Origin of the sequence: Paracoccus sp. P2 (assembly GCF_046335115.1) — a bacterium.
Classification (GTDB): Bacteria; Pseudomonadota; Alphaproteobacteria; order Rhodobacterales; family Rhodobacteraceae; genus Paracoccus; species Paracoccus pantotrophus.
Genome location: NZ_JBGOSN010000037.1, coordinates 16814 through 41075, shown reverse-complemented (window position 1 = coordinate 41075; position 24262 = coordinate 16814). Strand labels below are relative to the sequence as shown.

The window sequence follows — 24262 nt, the reverse complement described above, 5'->3', positions numbered from 1 at the left end:
GAGGCACTCGGGCCTGCACCTCGCCCGTAGCGGGGTTCATCACGTCGCTGAAGCGGCCCGAAGTGCCTTTGACTTCCTTGCCGTCGATCCAGTGGTAGAGTTCTTCCATATCGGTTCTCCTCTTGATTACTTCTGGTGCATTCGGTGCAGCGTGTACCGGCTCAGGCGTAACGACTGACAGCCAGGTCAGTCGCGTCGATCTCGGGCTTCCGGCCACTTACGAGATCGGCGATGAGTCGGGCCGAGCCGCTGCTCATGGTCCAGCCCAGCGTACCGTGGCCGGTATTCACGTACAGTCCTTGCACCCTCGTCGGTCCAATGATCGGAGTTCCGTCCGGGGTCATCGGGCGCAGGCCGGACCAGAATTCCGCCTTGTCCGGATCGCCGCCGGGGAACAGGTCCGTCACCGAATGTTCCAGCGTCTTTCGCCGCGGGATCCCCAGATGCAGCGCATAGCCAGAGATTTCGGCCATGCCGCCGACGCGGATGCGGTCGCCTAGGCGGGTGATGGCGATCTTGTAGGTCTCGTCCATCACGGTGGATTCGGGCGCAAATTCTGGCCGTTCGATTGGAATGGTCAGCGAATAGCCCTTGACCGGATAGACCGGCAGACGGATCCCGTGCGGGCGCAGCAGCAGCGGCGAATAGCTGCCCATGGCGACGACGACCGCATCGGCATCGATCCGGCCGGCGTCGGTCAGCACCGCGCGCACCCTGCCGCCCTGCACGTCCAGCCCCTGGATGCCGGTGCCATAGCGGAAGACCACGCCTTTCGCCGCCGCCAGTTCGGCCAGCGCATTGGCGAACTTGAAGCAGTCGCCGGTCTCGTCCTTCGGGGTTAGCAGCCCGCCTACGAAGTTCTCGCGCACATGGCGCAGTGCCGGTTCGGTGCGTACACAGCCGTCGCGGTCCAGCACCTCGTAGGGCACGTTGTCGGCCGCCAGCGCCTTCACGTCCTTGCCGCTGGCATCAAGCTGTTTTTGCGTGCGGAACAATTGCAGCGTGCCCTGCATCCGCTCGTCGTAACGGATACCGGTTTCCTCGCGCAGTTCCGCCAGCGCGATGCGGCTGTAATCGGCCAGGCGCAGCATGCGGCCTTTGTTCAGCGCATAGCGGGCCGAGGTGCAGTTGCGCAGCATCGCGGTCAGCCAGCGGATCATCGCCATGTCGACCTTGGGTCGCAGGATCAGGGGCGCGTGTTGCATCAGCAGCCATCGGATCGCCTTGGCGGGAATGCCGGGCGCCGCCCAGGGCGAGCAGTAACCGAAGGACACCTCGCCCGCATTGGCGAAGCTGGTCTCCAGGGCAGGACCGGGTTGACGGTCAATGACCGTGACCTCGTGGCCGCTTTTGGCAAGCTGCCAGGCTGAAGTGACGCCGATGATCCCGGCACCAAGGACGATGACTTTCATGATGTATTCCCGCGGGGATTGGGTTGCAGATATGTTCGGTGGTAGCGGTGGCCGAGGCTGGTCAGAATCTCGTAGGAGATGGTGCCGGCGTCGCGGGCCACATCTTCGAGTGTCTGGTGCGGGCCAAGAATTTCGACGCGCGAACCAAGGGTCATAGTGTCTTCCGGCAGGGCGGAAGCATCGACCGTAATACTGTCCATGGAGACGCGGCCGATGATGGGAAGACGCCGGCTCTGGAACCAGACGGCACCCCGGTTGCTGAGGCTGCGCAGCAGCCCGTCGGCATAACCCGCCGCGATGGTCGCGACTCGCGTCGGGCCGGCGGTGACATGGGTGCCGCTGTAGCCGACCGCTGTTCCGGCCTCCAGATTGCGCAAATGGATAACCGCTACTTCCAGTGCCACGACGGGCCGCATCGGATTCGGCCGTCCTTCGGTCGGGGCGCCGCCATAAAGCGCGATGCCCGAGCGGGTCAGCGCGTGGTGATAGTCGTCGCCAAGGAAGATGCCGCCGGAATTGGCAAAGCAGATGTCGCAGCCGGGGAATTCGGCAGCCAGGTTCCGCATCCGGTTCAGTTGCTCAACGTTCTGGCTGTTGGCCGGATCGTCGGCGGAGGCCAGATGGCTCATCAGAAACAACAGGGGCGTACCGGCCTGAGCCAGTTCCTCGCGCGCGGCCTGCAATTCCTCGGTAGGCACACCCAATCGGGACATGCCGGTATCGAGCTGCAGCACGGCGGGCAGGGCAAGGGCAGACCAGTTGCGCACCTGTTCAAGCGAGTTCAGCACCGGGATCAGGCCCAGCTCAGCGGCCCGCGCCTCCGCACCGGGTTGCAGGCCATTCAGCACGAAGATGCGCGCATCGGCAGGAAGTGCGGGGCGCAATGTGACTGCTTCAAGATACTGTGCGACGAAGAAATCCCGGCAGCCCGCTTGGTAAAGGGCATTCGAGACCGGGACCGCGCCTAGCCCATAGGCATCCGCCTTGACCACCGCCGTTTGCCGTGCGGGCACCACGCGTGATGCCAGCAAGCGATAGTTGTCGGCAAGAGCTTCCAGATCGATGGTCAGCCAGCCGGTTGCACCAGTCATGTCGATTGCGGAAATGTCCATATGGCGCCTCGTGAATGCCTTTCGGGAATCCGCGGCAGAATCGTCCCGCCGCGGATCGTGTTTGTTTTCAGCCGGCCACGCGGCTCAGCGCCCCGTCGATAGCGCCGGTGATGGCGTCGATGTCGTCCTCGGTGGCGATCAGGGCCGGGGACAGGCAGAGCGTGTTGTTGAAGCCCGGAACGGAGCGGTTGGTCGCGCCTATGATGACGCCTTGCGCCATGCAGTCGGCCACCACCGCCTGCACCAGCTTTTCGGCCAGAGGTTCTTTTGTCTTGCGGTCCGCGACCAATTCCGCGCCCAGGAAGAGACCCTTGCCGCGCACGTCGCCGATCACGGCATGCTTCTCCATGAGCGCGTGCAGGTTCGCCAGCATTCTCTCGCCCATGGCGACGGTGTTTTCCAGCAACCCCTCGTCCTCGATGATGCGCATGTTCTCCAGCGCCGCCACCGGGCCCGAGGTGCAGCCGCCGAAGGTCGAGATGTCGCGGAAATAGCTCATCCCATCCTCGGGCGCGTCCTTGAACATCTCGAACATGCGCTCGGTCGTCACCGTGCAGGAAATCGCGGCGTAGCCCGAGGCGACGCCCTTGGCCATGGTGACGAAATCCGGCTCGATCCCGTATTGCTGGTAACCGAACCAGGTGCCGGTGCGGCCTAGGCCGCAGACGACCTCGTCGATATGCAACAGGATGTCGTATTTGCGGCAGATTTCCTGCACGCGCTGCCAGTAGCCCTCGGGCGGAGTGATGACGCCGCCGCCGGCGGTCACCGGTTCCAGCACGATGGCGCCGACGGTGTCGGGGCCTTCGCGCAGGATCACCTCCTCGATGGCGTCCGCCGCCCGCTCGCCGTAGTTCTCGACGTCCCATTGCTTGCGGTATTCAAGGCAATGCGGCACGCGGATGAAACCGTCGGGGAAGGGGCCGTAGGCCGCGGCGCGCTGGTCCTGGCCCGAGGTCGCCAGCGTGGCGATGGTGGTGCCGTGATAGTCGCGGTCGCGATAGAGGATCTTCCACTTCTTGCCGCCATGGTGGCGCGCGGCGATCTGGCGCACCATCTTGTAGACCTTCTCGTTCGCTTCGGAGCCCGAGTTCGAGTAATAGACCCGGCTCATGCCGGGCATCTTCTCGATCAGCTTCTGCGCGAAGATCGCGCCCGGAACGGTGCCGGCGGCGCCGGCGTAATAGTTCAGCTTCAGCAGCTGGTCGCGCACCGCGTTGGCGATGCTTTCGCGGCCATAGCCCACGTTCACCGTCCAGACCCCGCCCGAGAGCCCGTCCAGGAACTCGCGCCCGGTGGCGTCCCACAGCCGCATGCCCTTGCCCTCGACGAAGACGCGCGGGTCGACGGTCTCGTATTGCTTGTGCTGGCTCAGATGGTGCCAGACATGGGTGCGGTCGGCGGCGACGACTGCGGAAAGATCGTTAAGTGTCTCAATCGTTGACATTGTTCTGTTCTCCTCTTTGCTAGAGCTGAATCGTCTACTCGACTTCGATCATGAGGTCTTTTGCGTCGATTTGTTGTCCTGGTGTGACGTGGACGGCTTTGACGGTTCCTGCCCGGTCGGCGTGGATTGCGGTTTCCATTTTCATGGCCTCGATGGTCAGCAGCAGGGCGCCGGGGGGGATGGTCTGGCCGGGCGTCACCGCGACCGAGGCCACCACGCCCGGCATCGGGGCGCCGATATGGGCGGGGTTCGCCGGATCGGCCTTGGGACGCGCGGCGGTCTGCGCCTTGACCAGACGGTTCGGCACCCGGATCACCCGGGGCTGGCCGTTCAGCTCGAAGAAGACCTTGACCTCGCCCAGCTCGTCGGTCTCGCCCACCGCCTGCAGGCGGATCTCCAGCGTCTTGCCGGGGTCGATCTCGGCCTCGATCTCCTCGCCCGGCTCCATGCCGTAGAAGAAGGTCCGCGTCGGCAGGGTGCGCACCGGGCCATACATGCGGTGCCGGCCCATGTAGTCCAAAAACACCTTGGGATACATCAGGTAGCCGTTCAGGTCCTCGTCATCGACCGCCTTGCCTTCCAGCTGGCGGATGACCTCGGCGCGCACCGCCTCCAGATCGACCGGCGGCATCGAGGCGCCGGGGCGGCTGGTCAGCGGCGCCTCGCCCTTCAGCACTTTGCGTTGCAGCGCCTCGGGCCAGCCGCCGGGGGGCTGGCCCAGGTTGCCCTTCATCATGTCCACGACCGAGTCGGGGAAGGCGACCTCGACGGCCGGGTCCTCGACCTGCGCCCGCGAGAGCCCCTGCGCCACCATCATCAACGCCATGTCGCCCACCACCTTGGACGAGGGCGTCACCTTGACGATATCGCCGAACATTTGGTTGGCATCGGCATAGGCCTGGGCGAGCTCGTGCCAGCGCTCTTCAAGGCCAAGCGAGCGCGCCTGGGCCTTGAGATTGGTGAACTGGCCGCCGGGCATCTCGTGCAGCCAGACCTCGGAGGCGGGCGCCTGCAGGCCGGATTCAAAGGCCGCATATTGCCCGCGCACGGCTTCCCAATAATTGCTGATCTCGCGGATCGCGGCGATGTCGAGCCCGGTGTCGCGCCCGGTGTGGCGCAGCGCCTCGACCACGGACCCCAGGCAGGGCTGCGAGGTATTGCCGGAAAACGCATCCATGGCGCAATCGACCGCATCGACGCCGGCCTCGGCCGCGGCCAGGATCGTGGCGCCACTGAGCCCGCCGGTGTCATGGGTGTGGAAATGCACCGGCAGGCCGATTTCCTCTTTCAGCGCCCGCACCAGGATGCTGGCCGAGGCCGGTTTCAACAGCCCCGCCATGTCCTTGAGCCCCAGCACATGCGCGCCGGCGTCGCGCAGCTCGCGCGCCATCTTCAGGTAATATTGCAGGTCGTATTTCGGCCGCGCTGGGTCCAGCAGGTCACCGGTATAGCAGATCGTGCCCTCGCAGATCTTGCCCGATTCGATCACCGCATCCATGGCGATGCGCATGTTCTCGACCCAGTTCAGGCTGTCGAAGACGCGGAACACGTCGACCCCGGTCTCGGCCGCCTGGCGGACGAATTCGCGCACCACATTGTCGGGGTAATTGGTGTAGCCGACGCCGTTCGAGGCCCGCAGCAGCATCTGCGTCATCAGGTTCGGCATCCGCGCGCGCAGGTCGCGCAGCCGCTGCCAGGGACATTCCTGCAAGAAGCGATAGGCCACGTCGAAGGTCGCGCCGCCCCAACATTCGACGCTGAACAGGCCGGGCAGGTTGGCGGCATAGGCCGGCGCCACCCGGATCATGTCGATTGAGCGCATCCTTGTCGCCAGCAAGCTCTGGTGGCCGTCGCGCATGGTGGTGTCGGTGACCAGCAGCCGCTTCTGGTCCAGCATCCAGTCGGCGACGGCTTTCGCGCCCTGGCTTTCCAGGAGCTGCCGCGTGCCGGGCGCGGGTTCGGCGCGGGGCGCGGGCGGCACGGGCTTGCGCGCCTCGGCCGCGGGGCGGGGCCGGCCGGCGGTCTCGGGGTGGCCGTTCACGGAAATATCCGCGATATAGATCAACAGCTTGGTCGCCCGGTCGCGACGCTTTCGGAAGGCGAACAGGTCCGGCGTGGTGTCGATGAACTTGGTGGTGTAGCTGTCATCAAGGAAGGTCGGGTGCTTCAGCAGGTTGATGACGAATTCGATATTCGTCGCCACCCCGCGCACCCGGAACTCGCGCAGCGCCCGGTCCATGCGGGTAATGGCCTTTTGCGGCGTCTGGGCGTGCGCCGTGACCTTGACCAGCAGCGAATCGTAATAGCGCGTGATCACGCCGCCGGAATAGGCGGTGCCGCCATCAAGGCGGATGCCATTGCCGGTGGCGCTGCGATAGGCGGTGATGCGGCCGTAATCGGGGATGAAATTGTTCAGCGGGTCTTCGGTGGTGACCCGGCATTGCAGGGCGTGGCCGTTCAGCCGCACGTCAGCCTGGCTGGCGGTGCCGGTGGCCTCGGCCAGCGTCGCGCCCTCGGCGATCAGGATCTGGGCCTGGACGATGTCGATGCCGGTGACCTCTTCGGTCACGGTATGCTCGACCTGGACGCGCGGGTTCACCTCGATGAAGTAGAACCGCTGGCTGTCCATATCCATCAGGAATTCGACGGTGCCGGCGTTGCGATAGCCGACGGCGCGGCCGATCTTCAGCGCCAGTTCGCAGACCTCGGCGCGCTGCTCGTCGGTCAGATAGGGCGCCGGGGCGCGCTCGACGACCTTCTGGTTGCGGCGCTGCACGGTGCAGTCGCGTTCGTAAAGGTGATAGAGCCCGCCATGGCCGTCGCCCAAGAGCTGCACCTCGACATGGCGGGCGCGCAGGATCATCTTTTCCAGATAGCCCTCGCCATTGCCGAAGGCGGCCTCGGCCTCGCGCCGGCCCTCGCGGACCTTGGCCTCCAGCTCGTCAGGCGAGTTGATCGGCCGCATGCCGCGCCCGCCGCCGCCCCAGCTGGCCTTCAGCATCAGGGGATAGCCGATTTCCTCGGCCTCGCGCCGGATGGCGTCGAAATCCTCGCCCAGCACCTCGGTCGCCGGGATCACCGGCACGCCGGCCTTGATTGCCACCCGCCGGGCGCTGGCCTTGTCCCCCAGCGCGCGCATCGTGTCCGAGGACGGGCCGATGAAGGCGATCCCGGCCGCCGTGCAGGCATCGACGAAATCGGGGTTTTCGCTGAGCAGCCCGTAGCCCGGATGGATCGCATCGGCGCCCGATTCCTTCGCGACGCGGATGATCTCGGGGATGCTGAGATAGGCCGCCACCGGCCCGAGCCCGCCGCCGATGCGATACGCCTCATCGGCCTTGAAGCGGTGCAGGCTGAGCTTGTCCTCCTCGGCATAGACCGCGACGGTCTTCTTCCCCAACTCGTTCGCCGCCCGCATCACCCGAATCGCAATCTCACCACGATTCGATACCAATATCTTCCGGAACATGATGGGTCCTTTCGAGAGGTAGGTGCCCGGCCACATGCCGGGCACCTTGGGGAGGCAGGGCGGTGAGCGCCCCATCCGATGCCGCTTGGGAGGAAAAAAGCGACATTGGATTCGCTGTCCGGAACGGAACAGGTAGTTGGAACCGAAGCCCTAAGCGGCAGAAGGCCGCTTAAATTGCGATGATGGCTTCGATCTCGACTTTTGCACCTTTCGGCAGGGCCGAAACCTCGTAGCAGGCCCTGGCAGGATAGGGCTCCGCGAAGAAGCGGGCATAGACCGTGTTGATCTCGGCGAACTTGCCCAGATCGGTCAGGAGGACCGTGGTCTTGACCGTCTTCGACAGATCCGTTCCGGCCGCCTCGGCGATGGCGGTCAGGTTCTGCAGGCATTGCTCGGCCTGGGCCACGGCGTCATCCGACGCAAACTCGCCGGTCGTGGGATCTATGGGCAACTGACCCGATACGAAAAGAAGATTCCCGACCTGGATCGCCTGGGAAAACGGTCCGACCGCGCCGGGGGCGTTTTGCGTTCTGATTTCCGTCAACATCTTCGTATTTCCTTTGCTGGGGACTGTTACATGATGGGGCCGCGGTTCCGTGGATCCTGCTTAGGCCACAGCTTGCGCGCCGGTGATCTCGACCAGTGAGCCGCACATGAAGGCGGCCTCGTCCGAGGCGAGGAAAGCGACCAGCGCCGCCACTTCCTCGGGTTTGCCGATGCGACCGAAGGGCACCATCCTGTCCAGGTCCGCGATGGTGCGGCCCGCACGCTTGACCCCCGCCTCCAGCATGGGGGTGTGGATCTCACCGGGGCAGACGGCGTTCACGCGGATCTTGTCGGGCGCATAGTCGCGGGCGAGGTTCTGTGTGAAGCTCGCCACCGCCGCCTTGGTCACGTTATAGGCGATATGGTTCGGTGCGGGGTAAAGCCCCCATTGCGAGGCTGTATTGACGATGGCGCCGCCGCCCGCCGCGATCATGTGGGGCAGGGCGGCCTGACACAGGTGGAACATCGCGTCGACATTGATGGCGAAGGACAGCCGCCAATCCTCGGGCGTCAGCGACAGAAGGTTGCCGCGCCGGTTGATACCGGCATTGTTGCACAGCACGCCGATGGCGCCTTCGGTGGCGATGACATTCTCGACGATCGCACGGCAGCCCTCGGGCTGTGAGATGTCGCTGGCCAGCGCGCGCGCCTTGCCGCCCTGCGCCACGATCTGGGCCACGGTTGCCTCGGCGCCTTCGGCGTTCACATCGGTGACGACGACCTGCGCGACCTCGACGACCAGCGCATGGCAGATCGCCCGCCCGATGGCGCCGGTCGCGCCGGTCACGAGGATGGATTGTCCGGAAGGCGTCATAACTCGCCGACCTGCGGACCCCAGGTGTCCGACATGGCAAAGCCCTGCGCGAATGGATCCTGTGGATCCAGTCGCAACTGCTGGCGACCGAAGACATAGCCCTGTCCGGTGATGCGGGGTATGATCGCGGGACGGTTGCCGACTGTGGTTTCACCTAGGATCTCGGCGGTAAAGGTGCCACCAATGATGCTGTGCGAAAGTCGCTTGTCGCCAGTCGCCGCCATCCCACGCGCATGCAGCACCGCTAGGTTCGCGGACGACCCCGTGCCACAAGGCGAGCGATCGACCCGGCCAGGTTTCAGCGTGGTACAGGTGATGACCGACCCGTCTGGCTGGTAGTCGCGGAACATCACAAAGGCAATGTAGTTCAGATTTGGTATCTCGGGGTGCTGGACCGAGATCTGTTCGGCCAACAGCGCCTTGATTTCAGTCCCGGCCTCGGCCAGGGCGCGGGCTGCCTCGGGGACGATGCGCAGGCCGACCTGGTCCACGTCGATCTGGGCGTAGTAGAGGCCGCCAAAGGCAATATCGGCCTTGATCGTGCCCCATTTCGGGGTCGAGACTATTGCGTCAAGCTGCTGAACGAAGGCCGGTACGTTGTCGAGGCTGACCGAGAGGCAGCGGCCGTTTTCGCATTGCGCGCGGGCCAGGATCAGCCCGACGGCAGTGTCGAGCCGCACCACGGTTTCCGGCTCGACCATCTTCACCCGGCCGGATTCCAGCAGCGCCGTCACCACGCAGATGCAATTTGACCCCGACATCGGATGGGCACGGTCCGGTTGCAGCACGATGAAGGCGGCATCGGCATCGGGCCGCGTCGGTGCCAGCAGCAGGTTGGTGGTATGAACCACCTGCGCGCGCGGCTCGCGCGTCAGGAACAGCCGCAGCGACGGGTCGACCTCGTTGAGGTGGTTCATCTTGTCGAGGATGGTGGCGCCCGGAATCTCGGGCGCCCCGCCCACCAGCACGTTGCCGCTTTCGCCCTGGCAATGCACCAGCAGGATGTCGAGGGACTTCTCGAAGGTCATTTCAGATACCATCCCCAGGGTTCTTCGCTGACGAAGCTGGTGATCTGCTTGGTTTCCAGATAGTTATCCAGACCCCAGCGGCCCAGTTCGCGACCGATGCCGGATTGCTTGTAGCCGCCCCATGGCGCCTCGGTGAAGGTGGGTTGGCTGCAGTTGATCCAGACGATGCCGGCGCGGAAGGCGCGGGCGACGCGCTCGCAGCGCGCCTCGTCGGCCGACATCACCGCCGCGGCCAGGCCGAAGCGCGAGTCGTTGGCCAGCCGGATCGCCTCGTCCTCGGTGTCGAAGGGGCGGATGCAGACCACGGGGCCGAAGATCTCCTCGACCCAGGCGTCGCTGTCCGGCGCCGTGTCGGTCAGCACGGTGGGCGCGACCCAGAAACCCCTGTCGAAGCCGTCATGCCGGCCGCCACAGGCGACGGTGGCGCCTTGTTCGACGGCGCGGTCGATATGGCGCAGGACGTCCTCATACTGGCTCTTGTTGACCAGCGGGCCGAGCAGCGTGCCCTCGTCCAGACCGTTGCCGATCCTGATCTTCTGCGCTTCCTCGACCAGCCGCTCCAGCAGGCGTGGATAGAGCGACGCCTCGACCAGCACGCGCGAGGTGGCCGAGCAGACCTGGCCCTGGTTCCAGAAGATGCCGAACATGATCCATTCGACCGCCTTTTCGATCTCGCTGTCGGCGAAGACGACAAAGGGAGACTTGCCGCCCAGCTCCAGGCTGATGCGCTTGATGTCGCGGGCGCCCGTCGCCATGATCCGCGAGCCGACCGGGCCCGAGCCGGTGAAGGCCACCTTGTCGACCTGCGGATGCTCGACCAGCGCCTGGCCCACGACCGAGCCTTTGCCCGACAGGATGTTCAGCACCCCCTTGGGCAGGCCCGCCGCCTCGGCGATGGCACCCAGTTCCAGCGCGGTCAGCGAGGTGGTCTCGGCCGGCTTCAGGATCATGGTGCAGCCTGCCGCCAGTGCCGGCGCGACCTTCCACGAGGCCATGAGCAGCGGATAGTTCCAGGGCACGATGGCGACCGCGACGCCCAGCGGCTCGCGCACCGCCTTTGCCGTGAAACGGTCGTCGGCCAGCGCGATCTCCTCGACCTCGCCGTCCAGTTCCTCGGCGAGATCGGCGTAGAAGTCGAAGCAGCCGGCCGCATCCGACAGATCCCATTCGGATTCGGGCAGCGGCTTGCCGTTGTCGCGCGTCTCCATATGCGCCAGTTCCGGCAGTCGGTCGCGGATGCCCTGGGCGATGGCGCGCAGGTATTTCGCGCGCTCGGCGCCGGTCATGCGCGGCCAGGGGCCTTTATCGAACGCCTCGCGCGCGGCGGCGACGGCCATTTCGGCATCGGGGGCGGTGGCGGCGGGGATGTGGTGAAACACCTCCTCGGTCGCCGGGTCGATGACCGGCAGCGTGCCGCCCTCGGCCGGGGCTACCCATTCGCCATTGATATAGAGCTTGGTCTGCATCTTGTTCCTCACATATGCCGGGTCAGACCGCCATCGACCCGAAGGCTTTGGCCGGTGATGTAGCTTGAATCGTCGGTCAGCAGGAAAGCGGCGGCCTTGGCCTGCTCCTCGACCTTGCCGATGCGTTTCAGCGCCGTCAGGTCGCCGAATTTCTCTACGTCCAGGCTGTCGGTGAAGCCCGGAAGCAGGCAGTTCATGCGGATGTTGTCGGCGCCGTAACGGTCGGCGTAAAGCTTGGTGAAGGATGACACGCCCGCGCGATAGACGCAGGAGGCCGGGAACCACAGCGAGGGCTCGAAGGCCGCATAGGTGGTGATGTTGACGATCGCGCCGCCGCCCTGCTCCTGCATGACCGGCGTCACCAGCCGCGCCATGCGGACGACCGACTTCACGATCATGTCGTTGGCGAGATCCCAGTTCTCATCCGTGATCTCAAGCAGATCGCCCTTGGGCGGGTGGCCGGTATGGTTCAGCACCGCGTCGATGCGGCCGTAGCTGGACATCGTCAGATCGAAGATACCCCGGATGTCGTCTTCGCTTTGCGCGACGCCGCGCCGGGCGACGCCGCCCAGTTCCGCCGCCAGCGTCTCGCAGCTTTCCGAAGGCGACATCAGCGCCAGCCTGTAGCCGCGCGAGGCCATTTCGCGCGCGACGGCGGCACCCATGCCGCGGCCCCCGCCGGTAATCAGACAAACCTTTTGCGTCATGGGATGCTCCTGTTCAGAAACGGTCGATACGATAGGGGCGCATGTCGACGGGCGGCGGCGCGCCGGTGATCAGGTCGCCCATCAGCCGGGCCGTGGTCGCCGCATAGGTGACGCCAAGATGCCCGTGGCCGGTGGCGTAGAACACGCCCGGCACCCTGGCCGAGGCCGACATGACCGGCACGGTGTCGGGGAAGGCCGGGCGGTGGCCCATCCATTCGGTGAAATCCTCGCAAGCCAGGTTCGGCAGTGCCTCGCGGGCGCGCTTCACGGTGATCTTGGCGCGGCGATAATCCGGCGCGGCGTCCAACCCCGCCATCTCGACCGTGCCGCCGACGCGGATGCCGCCCGCCGTAGGCGTGACCATGAAGGCGCGCGCGGGCCAGATGATCGAATGCCGCATCGAGATGCCGGGCGACATGATCTGGGTGTGATAGCCGCGCTCGGTTTCCAGCGGCATCGGCTCGCCCAGCAGCTTCGAGAGCCGCGCGCTATGGGCGCCGGCGCAGATCACCACCTCATCGGCGGGGATGGTGCGGCCGTCCTTCAGCCGCACCGCGGTGATGCGGTCGCTGCGGTCGAAGCCTGCGACCTCGCCGTGCTCGATCCGTCCGCCCAGGGCGGCGAAGCGGTCGGCAAGCGCGACGACCACCCGATGCGGGTCGCGCAGGCTGCGGTTCTGCGGGAACAGCACGGCGATGCCGATGCCGTCCGACAGTTCCGGTTCCAGTTCGCGCGCCTCGGCGCCGGTCAGCCGCCGGTGCGGAAAGCCGAAGCGTTCGAGGATCTCGATATGCTCGCGGTCGGCGCGGAATTCGGCCTCGTCGCTGTAAAGCGACAGGCAGCCTTCTTCGGTCAGCTCGCCCTCAAGGCCCGTTTCGCGCAGCAGCGGCAGCAGGTCGTCGTAGACGCGCAAGCACAGTGCCGCGCCCTGCGCCTCCAGCTGGCGCAGCTTCGAGGGGCGCGAGGCGGCGATGAACCGCATGAACCAGGGGATCAGGTTCGGCATGTAGCGGGGGCTGACGCGGACCGGACCTTCGGGGTCCAGCATCCAGCCGGGGATCTGTTTCCAGACCGAGGGGCGCGAGGCGGGCATGAATTCCGTCACCGCAATCGAGGCCATATTGCCGTAAGAGGCGCCGTGTCCGACTTCGCCCCTGTCCAGCAGGACGACCTGCCGACCGCGTTTTTGCAACTCATAAGCGATGGCGGTGCCGATGATGCCTGCGCCGACGATGACCGTGGTCATGCCTGTCCTCCTCCCTTCGACAGTGGCGGCCGGGCGGTGTTTGCCGCCCGGCCAGGTCGGCTTACCAGTTCAGGATCGGCTCCATGGCCTTGCGGAAATCGGCCTTTTCCTCTTCCGTCAGCGGGCCGAGAGGCGCGCGACATTCGCCGGCCGGCGTGCCCTGGATTTCGCAGCCGTATTTCAGCTTCTGCACGAACTTGCCCGATTCCAGGATGTTCATCGCAGTATAAAGCGTTGCCATCTGTTCGCGCGCCTTGTTCAGATCGCCCGAGCGATAGGTGCGGTCCAGATCGCAGACCGCCTTGGCCATGCAGTTGGCCGGGCCGCAGATCCAAGCGTCGGCGCCCCAGAGCATGAAGTCCAGTGCGATGTCGTCCGAACCTGAGACCAGCTGGATGCGGTCCTTGTAGCGGGTGGCGATGCCGATGGCGCGTTGCAGCGAGCCCGAGCTTTCCTTGATGCCGATGATGCGCGGATCGTCGGCCAGCGCGTCCAGCACCTCCCAGCCCAGCTCGATTCCGTCCTTGTCGGGATAGCTGTAGAGCACGATGGGCATGTCGGTGGCGTCCAGCACCGTCTGGAAATGCTTGATCAGCTCGGCCTGCGTCGGCTTGGTGTAGAAGGGCGTCGCCAGCAGCACGGCATCATAGCCCATTTCCTTGGCGCGCAGCGTGTTGGCGATGACGCCGGCGGTCGAGGGCGCGTTGGTGCCGGCGATCAGGATCTCGCCCGGCTTGGCGAAGTCCTTGACGAATTTCAGCACGCTGTCGCGTTCCTCGTCGGACATGAAGTTGTATTCGCCCGAGGAGCCGCAGGGCACCCAGCCCGAGACGCCGGCTTCGCGCAGGTTGGTCAGCAGCTTCTCGAAAGCGGCGAAGTCGATCTTGCCGGCCGCGTCGAAGGGCGTGACAAGGGCGGGCATGACACCTTGCAGTTTCATGGTGTTTCCTTTCTTTTCAGTAAATTATGCGGAGAATTTGCGCAGCAGCTTCTGCTCGACGACGGTGACGGCCCGCGTGAGGGGGAAGGCGATGACGAAGTAGATGCCGGCAACCACGGTCAGCACCTCGACGGGACGGGCCGTGTTGTTCGAGATGTTCTGGCCGATGAACATCAGGTCGGCCATGCCCACGGCCGAGACCAGCGCGCTTTCCTTGAACAACGAGACGGCGTTCGACAGCAGTGTCGGCACGGCGCGCAGCACCGCCTGCGGCAGGATCACGTTCACGATCTGCGCCGCACGCGGCAGGCCAAGCGCCACACAGGCATCCATCTGCTCGCGGCCCACCGAACGCAGCGAGGCGCGGAAGGTCTCGGAGGTGATCGCGCCCATATAGAGCGTCAGGGCGATGGTGGCCGAAACGAAGTTCGAGAACTCGACCCCCAGGATCAGCGGCAGGCAGAAGAAGACCCAGAACAGCTGGATCAGCACCGGCGTGCCCCGGAACAGCTCGACATAAAGGCCCAGCAGGCCGCGGACGAAGGCATTGCCGCTGCTGCGCAGCAAGCCGATGACGAAGCCCAGCGAGGTGCCCAGGACGATGCACAGCAAGGTCAGCTTGATCGTGGTCCACAGCCCCAGCGCCAGCGCATCGGTAAAGCGCAGCAGGATCGAGAAATCCAGTGTCATACCCATATCCGTCCCTCCTCAGGAATGGCTCTGCCGGCGTTCCAGCCAGTTCACGAACTGGCCGACCGGGTAGGAGATGGCGAGATAGATCAGGGCAACGACCGTGAAGGTCTCGATCGGGCGATAGGTGGCCGTGGCCAGCGTCTTGCCCTGATACATCAGGTCGGCGACGCCGACGATGGCGACCAGCGCACTTTGCTGGAAGATGCCGATCCCGTTGGTCAGCAGCACTGGAACCGAATTGCGCAACGCCTGCGGCAGCACGATGTTCAGGATCCGCTGCGTGGGCGACAGGCCAAGCGCGATGCCGGCATCCAGATGCTCGCGCGGGACCGCCTGGATCGAGGCGCGATAGGCTTCGGCATTGAAGGCGGTCAGGTTCAGGCCCAGGGCGACGACGCCCATGAAGACCGGGCCCCAGAACACGTTGAAGATCATCGGCACGCAATAGAAGAACCAGACGATCTGGACGATGGCCGGGGTGCAGCGGAAGAATTCCACGAACAGCATGGACGGCCAGCGCAAGACGGCGAGCTTGCTGGTGGTCAGCAGGGCCAGTGCGAAGCCGGCGATGACCCCGATCACGTTTGCCGCAAGCGTCAGTTGCAGCGTCACCCAAAGCCCGTCCATCAGCGGACCCATGTTCCGGGTGACCGCCCCTATGTCGAGTGTGTAATCCATGGCGCGCCTCAGGCCTTGATGTGGAAGACGCGGTTGATGAACTCGCGGGTGCGTTCTTCGCGCGGGTCGCCCAGCACCTGTTCGGGCGGGCCGTCCTCGACCACCACGCCGCCGGCGCAGAAGATCACCCGGCTGGCGACGTTCCTGGCAAACCACATGTCATGGGTCACCATCATCATCGGCATGCCCTGTCCGGCCAGTTGCAGGATCACCGCCTCGACCTCCGCCACCAGTTCTGGGTCGAGCGCCGAGGTCACCTCGTCGAACAGCATCAGCTTGGGATCCAGCATCAGCGCGCGGGCGATGGCGACGCGCTGTTTTTGGCCACCGGACAACTGGCTGGGATAGGCATCCGCCTTGGCGCCCAAGCCGAAGCGTTCCAGGATTTGCTGTCCGCGTTCGCGGGCGGAAGCGCGGCTTTCTCCATGGACCTTGCGCGGGGCAAGGATCAGGTTCTCCATGATGCTCAGATGCGGGAACAGGGTGTAGTGCTGGAAGACCATGCCGATCTGCTTTCGGACCTCGGTGTCGATGACCGTCTTGCGTCCTTTGGCGGTGATATAGGGCTTGCCGCCGAAGTTGATGCTGCCGCCCTGGATTTCCTCAAGCCCCATGACCACACGCAGCAACGTGGACTTGCCCCCACCCGAAGGGCCGATCACGACCACCCGTTCGCCGGGCATCATCTCGATGTTCAGCCCTTTAAGAACCTGAACATTCGGACCGTAGCTTTTGTGAAGATCGCTGATTTGGACCAGCGCGGACCCTTCCTGCTTATTCGCCATCGACTACTCTCCCGAACATGGCTTTTTCTACGGGCCGCCGCCTCCCGCGCCGGCCCGTCGCCTAACTTTGTTGTCCTGTCGTCACAGGGGAGAGATTAATTCTTCCCCGCAGCGGCAACCTCCGCAACGGCTTTCGCAATGTATTCCTCAACCTTGCCGGTAGCGCGGAGCTGCTCGATAAAAATATTTGCCACCTGAACTTCCTGATAAGTCAGGGATTGTGGCAGACCGAACCCCACACCGTATTCTGCGAGCGGCGGCTCTGGATTGAACAACACCGCCCAATCAGGATTCATCTCAACATAAATAGCGTTGGCGTCGGACGCATCGACAAGAACATCTGCGCGGCGCGACATGATTGCCAAGCGAGCTTCATCATGCCCTGGCAGGCGCACGATCGTAGCGTTTTTTGTCGCATCGGTGACGGTCTTATCCTGTGAGGAACCTGACATAACTACAAACGTGTTACCGGCGACATCGATATCCGCGAATGAAGTAGGATTATCGTCGAATTTTGGGTTGTCGTTGCGATAGATAAAGGAGGTTTTATACTCCATTGCCGCGTCAGAGAAGTTGATTGCCATTGCACGGGTCGGTGTCCGGCTGAGCGCGAGAGAGACATCCCACTTCCCGGCTTGCAGGCCTGCAACGATATTATCCCATGTCGTGTCAACGAACTCGGGCTGAACGCTCAGTACGGCGGCGAAATCGCGGCATATATCAGCAAAAAATCCAGAATATTCGCCGGTCGCAGGATCGCGCATCAAATATGGTGCTGCGATTGCGGCGCCACAGCGCAGCTTTCCGGCGTCTTGAACTTTTTGCCAGTAACCGCTCGTTTCCTGTGCGGGCGCGGCACCCGCCGAGAGCGCAACAGCTAGGGCCATCATTGTCGCAGGCTTCGAGATCTTCTTCATCAGCATGTCAGTCTCCCAGTGCTTGTCGGTATTCTTGTCGTCTCTGCGGCATTTTTCTTGTCAGCATTGTGCCGACAAGAATCAACATGGCGACACAATGACGACACGTCAACAAAAACTTTGTGTCGACATTGGCTTTCGGCTGGCCCTATCATCGGGTGCAGAAAACACCGGCAGGAGAACGCGTTTGGCCGAAGAAGCTGAGATCAGGCACGCCAAGGGGACGGGCTGGCGCTTCGTCTATCAGACCTTGCACGACGAAATTCTGTCCCTCGCCCTGGAGCCCGGAGCGTTGCTGGACGAGACGACTCTGGCCGAGCGATTCGGCATGTCCCGCTCTCCCGTCCGCGAGGCACTGATCCGCCTGTCGGGAGACGACCTCGTGGTGACGCTGTCGAACCGCTCTACCATTGTGGCCCCAATCGATGTACTGAGCTTCCCGAAATATGTCGAGGCGCTGGACGTCGCGCAGCGGATGAACACACGTCTTGCAGCCGAACTGCGCAGCGAGGCGGACCTGAAGGCCATTGCCGCGCGCCAGGCCGAGTTCGAAACCGCGGTCAAGAACGGCAACCATCTGCTGATGTCAGAGGCCAACAAGCAGTTCCACATGGCCATCGCCGTCGCGGGCCGGAATCCCTACTTGGCTGCCTTCTACGAGCGGCTGCTGAACCAGGGCCGCCGCATGCTGCACCTGCATTTCGACTATATCGAGCGCAGCAACGACAGCTATCTGCTGACGGACGAGCATACCGAGATGTTGGAGGCGATTCGTGCTCGGGACGTCGACAAGGCAGACGAACTTGCCCATGCCCACACTCGACAATTCCGTGACAACTTCATCGAGTTCATGAAGGAAAACTATTCACAGAATTTTACTTTCGTTGGAAAATAATGTTTTAAAACAATAGATAATGCTTGGCCTCCGCATGATCTTGTGCCGAGCCCGTTCACCTTTGCGACGAAACGGCCGACGGCGAACGACAAAATATATCTGCGGAGACGACACAAACTGCTTGACCTTGCCGACTGCAAGACGACAAACTGGTGTCAACACAAAGTCGACAACGCTATCGGAGGAGGAGGAGGTGGGCAGCCTGTCAAACGCTGTGGACTTTGGTGCGACCGGGAAGATCCCCTCGCTCACACAGTGAGCACCAATCTATGATCAGGACAGGAAAGGCAAATGCCGGTCGTCCGCGTGAAAGTGGATGAGTTGAATCGACTTGCAAGATGGTACTCCGACAAACTTCTCGCGCAGTGGCGAAGGTGGAACCATGCGCGCAGTACAATGGAAGGCATTCAGTGCCTTGGAGCGCTTCACAGTGCTCGAAAGGCCTATTGATGTCGGACGAGTCACCAATGGAATTCCAATATGCCTCGCGCGGTGAGTGCATCGGTAGCTAATGCCTACTAAGTCTTGGCGAGAGCCGTAACGATCACTTGAGCACCCCACTTTTAACAGAAAGGATCAAGTTAAATGAAGCGCCCCTCTCGTTTGCTTCACATGACTCCACTCGGTGTCGATCGCATGGCCGCACTGGCCGATGCTTCAACTGATCCAAATCTGCTGCGCATGGAAAACATCGATACCGATCTTTTGCCGCACGAGAGTATTGTGCAGGCTACCAAAGATGCCGTTACTGCGGATTCGACCAACAGCTACATTCCTCTCCTCGGCCATGACAGCCTGCGCCGGGCAATTGCATCCCACGTAGCACGCCAAAGCGGGGTGAACTATGACTGGCAGAAGTCCGCGATCGTGTGCGCGGGTGCATGGACCGGGATTCTCGACGTCCTTCTGGCCACCATTGAGGCCGGTGACGGTGTATTGCTGACCGCGCCAGTGTATGCTGGCTTGCTGAACCGGACCCGTCTCGTAGGGGGCGAGGCACATCTTGTGCCCTTCCGGCCTACCGAGAGTGGCTGGCGGCTTGATCTCGACGTCTTGCGAGCGGCTGCGAAGATTCCCCGCTTGCGGGCGATTTTGCTGATGAACCCCAACCTTCCAACTGGATCGGTGCTCACTTTCGAGGAGTGGGCAGCTATTGCCGAGCTCTGCCGCGAGCGTGACCTTTTGCTGATTTATGACGCCGCAATGGAACGCATCCTTTACGATGGCCGACAGGTCATTCATCCGGCCAGCTTCCCCGGCATGGCGGAAAGGACCGTCACGATCGGCTCGGTCTCGAAAGAGTTCCGAATGATCGGATGGCGGGTGGGTTGGATTGTGGGCCCGCAGGATGTAATTGAGAATGTCTCGTTGGCGGCCGTTACGAATTCAGGGACAACAGTTGGTTTGTCGGCTGCCGCTGCCAAGACCGCGCTCGAATTACCCGAGGACGATGTGAAGGCCGCAGTTGACGAGTGGCAAAGACGGCGCGATCTGATGCTGGAGGAGCTTCAGGATCTCGTCCCGATCATACCGCCTCACGGAGGCTGGACGATGATGACCGATGTCAGCGCTCTCGGCATCACCGGCGCGGAAGCCTCGCGTCGCTTGTTCGAAAAGGGGGCGGTCGCTGCCACCTCAATGGAAGGCTGGGGGGATCAGGAAACCGCTAGGTATTTGAGATTTGTCTTTTCCAATGAGCCAATAGAGCGACTTCGCGGAATTGGCCATCGCTTCCGCCGAGCTTTACTGACTTGACAACTAACTGCAGGAATCGCCCTCGGGCGCTCGAGCCTGCACCATGAGATGAGCGATCATGTAGCAAACTTTCGTTGCGCCTGCGATCATTACCCTCTCCGGTCCGTCGATGGCCACGTAGCAAGTCAAATATCTCACGTTGCCTATGGAGTATCGTCGCTGGGTGTGCACAATTTTATTGTGCTGACTGAGATTCGGTTAGAGATAATTGCCCGTAACGGAGCGATTTGACCCGACTGATAGTTAGAATTCAGAAACTTTTGGATGGAGGCTGCCGTGCCTGTAGTTAGAATTGAATTCCTTGCCGGTCGTTCTCAGGAACAAAAAGCAGAGATTGCGAAAGTTTTTACCCGCGAACTTTCTCGTATTGGGAAGTGCGGTGAGCAGGATGTTCATGTAATTTTCAACGAAATAGAAGGGAAGAGCTGGGCAGTTGGAGGAGTTTTCTCCGATCACTCTGATTGAGAGGCAACAGGGCATCAAGTCCGCATGATCCGTAAAGTGATTTGAACCGCTCCGGGTTTGCCGGAGGCCGATTTTCGTTAGTTACGCGGCCATAGGTTCGGATTCCGGTGCGGCGTAGAAGTTTGCCTCGGTTTCGGCGGGTGGGATGTTCCCGATTGGCTCCAGCAGGCGGCGGTTGTTGAACCAGTCCGCCCATTCGAGCGTGGCATATTCCACCGCTTCGAAACTGCGCCAAGGCCCGCGACGATGGATGACCTCGGCCTTGAACAGCCCGTTGATCGTCTCGGCCAGCGCATTGTCGTAGCTGTCGCCGACACTGCCGACCGATGGCTCGATGCCCGCTTCCGCCAGCCGTCGCTGTAGCGAATGCTCAGATATTGGGCCGCGGTCCGAATGATGAACCAGCCCCATGCCCTTGGCGAGCCGCCGGTCATGCACGGCCTGCTCCCGGGCATCGAGAACGAAGCCTGCATGTGCCGAGGTGCTGACGCGCCAGCCGACGATCTTGCGGGCATAGGCGTCGATGACGGAGGCCACATAAGCAAAGCCCTTCCAGGTGCCGATATAGGTGAAGTCGCTGACCCACAGCATGTTCGGCGCAGGCACGCGGAACTGGCGGTTCACCTTGTCCAGCGGACGTGGTGCCGATCTGTCCGGGATCGTTGTCCTGTGCGGCTTACCACGGATAATCTCTTTGATCCCCAGCCCCTTCATTAACCTCCCGACTGAGCAACGCGCGATGTCGAAGCCTTCGCGGCGCAGCTGCCGCCAGACCTTGCGCACGCCATAGCCCCGATAGTTCTCTTCAAAGACCCGCAGTATCTCGGGGCGTAGCGCATCGTCACGGCGCGCCCTGTGGGACTGTCGCGCCGGGTTGGCCCGCTTCGCCAGATGGCTGTAGTAGGTGGAAGGGGCGATCGGCAGCACGCTGCAGATCGGCTCGACCCCATGCATCCCCCGATGCGCATCGATGAACGACACCATCACTTCGTCCGGCGGTCGAGCTCCGCCAGCGCAAAATACGCGCACGCCTTGCGCAGAATTTCATTGGCTTGCCGCAGTTCGGGGTTCTCGCGCTCGAGGGCCTTCTTCGCGGCCATGTCGGTCGAGACGCTGATGCGCCGGCCGCTGTCGACCTCGGCCTTCTTGACCCAATCGTTCAGCGTGTTGGCCGAACAGCGGATCATCGCGGCGATCGACACGATTGCCTGCCAGTGCGACCTATGCGGACCCTCGCCGTCGAGAACTATCCGCACCGCACGCTCGCGGACCTCAGGGGAGAACTTGTTCGTCGTCTTGCTCATGATGCTCCATCCTACTCAAGAGTTGGAGCCTCCGACAATCCCGGAGCGGTTCAGTTCATACGGCGCATTCCAAAATGCCTAATGACAATCCCCGCTCGTGCGAAAAGCGATACGTCGATTGGGGAATGGCAGGAATTTGATCAGCATTTTGGCTTATCCCGTTCCACCTCCTCCGCGACCTCCTGCCTGAGCTTCGGTCCCTGCGCCAGGCGTCGCCCGAGGGTGGTGACGAAGGCGTCGTAGCGCTTGGCGGCGCTGGCGCGCGCGGCCTGCTGGGCCGGTTCGGGCAGGGGCGGGGAGGTGGTGAGCCAGAAGCGCACGAAGACGGCGAGCGTTTCGACGGCGATGCCGAGGTCGCGCTCCAGCCGGGTCAGGTGGCGGTCCATCTGGTCGAGGCGCCGGATCAGCGCCGCCTCCTGCCGCTCGGCGGCGTCGGGCGACAGGAAGGAGGCGATGCCGGCCTCGGCGATGAGCGACAGGGACTGGTTACGCCGCGCGGCATGGGCGGAAAGCGCCTGCATGATCTCCGGCTCGAGATAGACCGAGAGGCGCTTCTTGCGGGGTGATCTGGCCATGACGTCCTCCTAGAGCTCGATCCCGTCGCCTTTGTCCATCGAAGCCTGCCGGGCGACGGTCAGCATGTTTCGGGTCATGCGGCTGCTGCGGGCGATGTCCTCGTCGGCTTCCTCGTCCGGCTCGCCGAAGTCGAATTCGTTCTCGATCGGCTCCTGGCGCTCGACCGTGCCCGCCCGGCTCAGTTCCGGCTGCAGGCGCTGTTCGGACTCGGTGCTGTCCTCGCTGCCGGTGCCGTCGGACACGGGCGCGATATGCACTTCCGGGGTTGCCGGGATCGCCAGCGCGCTCCAGTCGTCGGCCCGTGGTTCTGTTGCGGGCACCAGTTTCGGCGGCTCCATGACCCGTTCCCGAAACCGCCCGTCCTGATAATAGCGCATCTTCTTCGCCCGGATCGGCGGGGTGCCGGCCACCATGACGATCTCGTCCTCGGGCGGCAGTTGCATGACCTCGCCGGGGGTCAGCAGCGGCCGGGCGGTCTCGGAGCGCGAGACCATGATATGGCCGAGCCAGGGCGCGAGGCGATGGCCGGCATAGTTCTTCATCGCCTTCATCTCGGTGGCGGTGCCGAGGGCGTCCGAGACCCGCTTGGCGGTCCGCTCGTCGTTGGTGGCGAAGCTGACCCGGACATGGCAGTTGTCGAGGATCGCGTTGTTCGGGCCGTAAGACCGCTCGATCTGGTTCAGCGATTGGGCAATGAGAAAGCTCTTCAACCCGTAGCCGGCCATGAAGGCCAGCGCGGATTCGAAGAAATCCAGCCGCCCGAGGGCCGGGAATTCGTCCAGCATCAGCAGCAGGCGATGCCGGTCGTCCTTGCTGCGCAGATCCTCGGTCAGCCGCCGGCCGATCTGGTTGAGGATCAGCCGGATCAGCGGCTTGGTGCGGTTGATGTCCGAGGGCGGCACCACGAGGTAGAGCGTGGTCGGCACGGGGCCGGTCACCATGTCGGCGATGCGCCAGTCGCAGCGGCTGGTCACCTGGGCCACGACCGGATCGCGGTAGAGCCCCAGAAACGACATCGCGGTCGACAACACGCCGGAGCGTTCGTTCTCGGATTTGTTCAGCAGTTCCCGCGCGGCGCTGGCGATGACCGGATGCGGCCCGGCCTCGCCCAGATGCGGGGTCTTCATCATCGCGGCCAGCGTCGCCTCGATGGATCGGCGCGGGTCTGAGAGGAAGGCGGCGACACGCGCGAGGGTCTTGTCCTCCTCGGCGTAGAGCACATGCAGGATCACGCCGACCAGCAGGGCATGGCTGGTCTTTTCCCAGTGGTTGCGTTTTTCCAGCGAGCCTTCGGGATCGACCAGGATGTCGGCGATGTTCTGGACGTCGCGCACCTCCCATTCGCCGCGCCGCACCTCCAGCAAGGGATTGTAGGCGGCGGACTGGGCATTGGTCGGATCGAACAGGAGGACGCGGCCATGCTTCGCGCGGAACCCGGCGGTAAGCTGCCAGTTTTCGCCCTTGATGTCGTGGACGATGGCCGAGCCCGGCCAGGTCAGCAGCGTCGGCACCACCAGCCCGACGCCCTTGCCGGAGCGAGTGGGCGCGAAGCAGAGCACATGCTCGGCGCCGTCATGGCGGAGATAGTCCTCGCCCAGCTTGCCGAGCACGACACCGTCCGGCCCGAGCAGCCCGGCCTCGCGGACCTCGTCGGACTTCGCCCATCTTGCGGAACCATAGGTCTCGACGTCTTCGGCCTCGCGGGCGCGCCAGACCGACATCAGGATGGCGATGCCGATGGCGAGGAACCCGCCCGAGGCCGCGATGATGCCGCCGATGTTGAAGACCGCCGGGGCGTAGGCGTCGTAAAAATACCACCACCAGAAGAAGGCCGGTGGGTAATAGACCGGGATGCCCCAGAGTTCGAACCAGGGCGGGCCGAGCTGTGGCTGGAAGCCGAGGCTCCAGGCCACGTATTGCGTCGCCGCCCAGATGAAGGCGAGCACAATCAGGAAGACCACGGTGATCTGGCCCCAGAGAATCTTCGTTCCGGTCATGACAGGTTCC

At 63.5% G+C, this 24262-nt stretch carries 21 protein-coding genes and 1 other annotated feature; of the genes, 3 read left to right on the top strand and 18 right to left on the bottom strand.

Features of this window, described 5'->3' with window-relative positions; genetic code table 11:
• Positions 1-161: 161 nt before the first annotated feature.
• The 15 genes from ACDP63_RS18760 to ACDP63_RS18690 all read right to left on the bottom strand — a co-directional run bounded on the left by ACDP63_RS18760 (position 162) and on the right by ACDP63_RS18690 (position 17266).
• Entirely contained in the window at positions 162-1412 is a 1251-nt protein-coding gene (locus tag ACDP63_RS18760; protein WP_409928439.1) for a D-amino acid dehydrogenase, read from the bottom strand.
• Entirely contained in the window at positions 1409-2524 is a 1116-nt protein-coding gene (gene alr / locus ACDP63_RS18755; protein ID WP_409928438.1) for an alanine racemase, read from the bottom strand. The genes ACDP63_RS18760 and alr overlap by 4 nt, the downstream gene beginning before the upstream one ends.
• Before the next feature lie 67 nt (positions 2525-2591).
• Positions 2592-3971: a hypotaurine--pyruvate aminotransferase Tpa gene (gene tpa, locus ACDP63_RS18750; RefSeq protein WP_409928437.1), complete on the bottom strand. Its 1380-nt coding sequence runs from the start codon at positions 3969-3971 to the stop codon at positions 2592-2594.
• Between the two features lie 34 nt (positions 3972-4005).
• The gene (locus ACDP63_RS18745; RefSeq protein ID WP_409928436.1) at positions 4006-7440 is read right to left on the bottom strand and encodes a pyruvate carboxylase; all 3435 of its coding nucleotides are present in this window, start codon (positions 7438-7440) and stop codon (positions 4006-4008) included.
• Between the two features lie 169 nt (positions 7441-7609).
• Positions 7610-7987, bottom strand: coding sequence for a RidA family protein (locus tag ACDP63_RS18740; RefSeq protein WP_409928435.1), 378 nt, complete (start codon positions 7985-7987; stop codon positions 7610-7612).
• A gap of 60 nt (positions 7988-8047) precedes the next feature.
• The gene (locus tag ACDP63_RS18735; RefSeq protein WP_409928434.1) at positions 8048-8800 is read right to left on the bottom strand and encodes an SDR family NAD(P)-dependent oxidoreductase; all 753 of its coding nucleotides are present in this window, start codon (positions 8798-8800) and stop codon (positions 8048-8050) included.
• A complete protein-coding gene (locus ACDP63_RS18730) occupies positions 8797-9828 on the bottom strand; it encodes a proline racemase family protein (RefSeq protein WP_409928433.1) in 1032 nt (343 codons plus the stop codon). The genes ACDP63_RS18735 and ACDP63_RS18730 overlap by 4 nt, the downstream gene beginning before the upstream one ends.
• The gene (locus ACDP63_RS18725; protein ID WP_409928432.1) at positions 9825-11294 is read right to left on the bottom strand and encodes an aldehyde dehydrogenase family protein; all 1470 of its coding nucleotides are present in this window, start codon (positions 11292-11294) and stop codon (positions 9825-9827) included. The genes ACDP63_RS18730 and ACDP63_RS18725 overlap by 4 nt, the downstream gene beginning before the upstream one ends.
• Positions 11295-11302: 8 nt before the next feature.
• Positions 11303-12001, bottom strand: coding sequence for an SDR family oxidoreductase (locus ACDP63_RS18720; protein ID WP_409928431.1), 699 nt, complete (start codon positions 11999-12001; stop codon positions 11303-11305).
• Positions 12002-12014: 13 nt separating this feature from the next.
• Complete coding sequence (locus ACDP63_RS18715) at positions 12015-13247, bottom strand: NAD(P)/FAD-dependent oxidoreductase (protein ID WP_409928430.1); 1233 nt, start codon at positions 13245-13247, stop codon at positions 12015-12017.
• A gap of 61 nt (positions 13248-13308) precedes the next feature.
• The gene (gene dapA / locus ACDP63_RS18710; RefSeq protein ID WP_409928429.1) at positions 13309-14187 is read right to left on the bottom strand and encodes a 4-hydroxy-tetrahydrodipicolinate synthase; all 879 of its coding nucleotides are present in this window, start codon (positions 14185-14187) and stop codon (positions 13309-13311) included.
• 24 nt (positions 14188-14211) lie between these two features.
• A complete protein-coding gene (locus ACDP63_RS18705) occupies positions 14212-14883 on the bottom strand; it encodes an amino acid ABC transporter permease (protein ID WP_409928428.1) in 672 nt (223 codons plus the stop codon).
• A 12-nt stretch (positions 14884-14895) separates the two neighbouring features.
• A complete protein-coding gene (locus ACDP63_RS18700) occupies positions 14896-15558 on the bottom strand; it encodes an amino acid ABC transporter permease (RefSeq protein WP_409928427.1) in 663 nt (220 codons plus the stop codon).
• A gap of 8 nt (positions 15559-15566) precedes the next feature.
• Positions 15567-16343, bottom strand: coding sequence for an amino acid ABC transporter ATP-binding protein (locus ACDP63_RS18695; RefSeq protein WP_409928426.1), 777 nt, complete (start codon positions 16341-16343; stop codon positions 15567-15569).
• Between the two features lie 95 nt (positions 16344-16438).
• Positions 16439-17266, bottom strand: a complete 828-nt coding sequence (locus tag ACDP63_RS18690) for a substrate-binding periplasmic protein (protein ID WP_409928425.1) — start codon at positions 17264-17266, stop codon at positions 16439-16441.
• A gap of 91 nt (positions 17267-17357) precedes the next feature.
• Between ACDP63_RS18690 and ACDP63_RS18685 the strand changes: the two genes are divergently transcribed.
• The 3 genes from ACDP63_RS18685 (at position 17358) to ACDP63_RS18675 (ending at position 20375) form a co-directional block, all read left to right on the top strand.
• The gene (locus tag ACDP63_RS18685) at positions 17358-18155 is read left to right on the top strand and encodes a GntR family transcriptional regulator (RefSeq protein WP_409928424.1); all 798 of its coding nucleotides are present in this window, start codon (positions 17358-17360) and stop codon (positions 18153-18155) included.
• A gap of 585 nt (positions 18156-18740) precedes the next feature.
• Positions 18741-19910 (top strand): pyridoxal phosphate-dependent aminotransferase, encoded by a 1170-nt coding sequence (locus ACDP63_RS18680; protein WP_409928423.1) that lies wholly within the window; start codon positions 18741-18743, stop codon positions 19908-19910.
• A gap of 264 nt (positions 19911-20174) precedes the next feature.
• Positions 20175-20375, top strand: a complete 201-nt coding sequence (locus ACDP63_RS18675; RefSeq protein WP_409928422.1) for a tautomerase family protein — start codon at positions 20175-20177, stop codon at positions 20373-20375.
• 81 nt (positions 20376-20456) lie between these two features.
• Here the strand turns inward: ACDP63_RS18675 and ACDP63_RS18670 are convergent.
• The 3 genes from ACDP63_RS18670 to ACDP63_RS18660 form a co-directional block, all read right to left on the bottom strand.
• Positions 20457-21679 (bottom strand): IS3 family transposase gene (locus ACDP63_RS18670; RefSeq protein ID WP_409928421.1). Its coding sequence is split into 2 segments (ribosomal slippage): positions 20457-21394 and positions 21394-21679, totalling 1224 coding nucleotides; the frame shifts between segments, so codons are not numbered across the junction.
• Positions 21285-21401: a sequence feature (AL1L pseudoknot), on the bottom strand. (Overlaps the previous gene by 117 nt.)
• A 140-nt stretch (positions 21680-21819) precedes the next feature.
• Positions 21820-22254 carry a CopG family transcriptional regulator gene (locus ACDP63_RS18665; protein ID WP_409928420.1) on the bottom strand — a complete coding sequence of 145 codons (435 nt, stop codon included), beginning with the start codon at positions 22252-22254 and terminating at the stop codon, positions 21820-21822.
• Between the two features lie 9 nt (positions 22255-22263).
• Positions 22264-24252 carry a conjugal transfer protein TraG gene (locus tag ACDP63_RS18660; protein WP_409928419.1) on the bottom strand — a complete coding sequence of 663 codons (1989 nt, stop codon included), beginning with the start codon at positions 24250-24252 and terminating at the stop codon, positions 22264-22266.
• Between the last annotated feature and the right edge of the window lie 10 nt (positions 24253-24262).

Excerpts from the sequence above, each read along its gene's own strand:
- ACDP63_RS18705 (WP_409928428.1), bottom strand. The coding sequence starts at position 14,883 with ATGGGTATGACACTGGATTTCTCGATCCTGCTGCGCTTTACCGATGCG.
- dapA (WP_409928429.1), bottom strand. The coding sequence starts at position 14,187 with ATGAAACTGCAAGGTGTCATGCCCGCCCTTGTCACGCCCTTCGACGCG.
- ACDP63_RS18735 (WP_409928434.1), bottom strand. The coding sequence starts at position 8,800 with ATGACGCCTTCCGGACAATCCATCCTCGTGACCGGCGCGACCGGCGCC.
- ACDP63_RS18680 (WP_409928423.1), top strand. The coding sequence starts at position 18,741 with ATGAAGCGCCCCTCTCGTTTGCTTCACATGACTCCACTCGGTGTCGAT.
- ACDP63_RS18675 (WP_409928422.1), top strand. The coding sequence starts at position 20,175 with ATGGAGGCTGCCGTGCCTGTAGTTAGAATTGAATTCCTTGCCGGTCGT.
- ACDP63_RS18740 (WP_409928435.1), bottom strand. The coding sequence starts at position 7,987 with ATGTTGACGGAAATCAGAACGCAAAACGCCCCCGGCGCGGTCGGACCG.
- tpa (WP_409928437.1), bottom strand. The coding sequence starts at position 3,971 with ATGTCAACGATTGAGACACTTAACGATCTTTCCGCAGTCGTCGCCGCC.
- ACDP63_RS18715 (WP_409928430.1), bottom strand. The coding sequence starts at position 13,247 with ATGACCACGGTCATCGTCGGCGCAGGCATCATCGGCACCGCCATCGCT.
- ACDP63_RS18730 (WP_409928433.1), bottom strand. The coding sequence starts at position 9,828 with ATGACCTTCGAGAAGTCCCTCGACATCCTGCTGGTGCATTGCCAGGGC.
- ACDP63_RS18745 (WP_409928436.1), bottom strand. The coding sequence starts at position 7,440 with ATGTTCCGGAAGATATTGGTATCGAATCGTGGTGAGATTGCGATTCGG.
- ACDP63_RS18760 (WP_409928439.1), bottom strand. The coding sequence starts at position 1,412 with ATGAAAGTCATCGTCCTTGGTGCCGGGATCATCGGCGTCACTTCAGCC.
- ACDP63_RS18685 (WP_409928424.1), top strand. The coding sequence starts at position 17,358 with ATGACGACACGTCAACAAAAACTTTGTGTCGACATTGGCTTTCGGCTG.
- ACDP63_RS18700 (WP_409928427.1), bottom strand. The coding sequence starts at position 15,558 with ATGGATTACACACTCGACATAGGGGCGGTCACCCGGAACATGGGTCCG.
- alr (WP_409928438.1), bottom strand. The coding sequence starts at position 2,524 with ATGGACATTTCCGCAATCGACATGACTGGTGCAACCGGCTGGCTGACC.
- ACDP63_RS18725 (WP_409928432.1), bottom strand. The coding sequence starts at position 11,294 with ATGCAGACCAAGCTCTATATCAATGGCGAATGGGTAGCCCCGGCCGAG.
- ACDP63_RS18720 (WP_409928431.1), bottom strand. The coding sequence starts at position 12,001 with ATGACGCAAAAGGTTTGTCTGATTACCGGCGGGGGCCGCGGCATGGGT.
- ACDP63_RS18665 (WP_409928420.1), bottom strand. The coding sequence starts at position 22,254 with ATGGCCAGATCACCCCGCAAGAAGCGCCTCTCGGTCTATCTCGAGCCG.
- ACDP63_RS18660 (WP_409928419.1), bottom strand. The coding sequence starts at position 24,252 with ATGACCGGAACGAAGATTCTCTGGGGCCAGATCACCGTGGTCTTCCTG.
- ACDP63_RS18690 (WP_409928425.1), bottom strand. The coding sequence starts at position 17,266 with ATGCTGATGAAGAAGATCTCGAAGCCTGCGACAATGATGGCCCTAGCT.
- ACDP63_RS18695 (WP_409928426.1), bottom strand. The coding sequence starts at position 16,343 with ATGGCGAATAAGCAGGAAGGGTCCGCGCTGGTCCAAATCAGCGATCTT.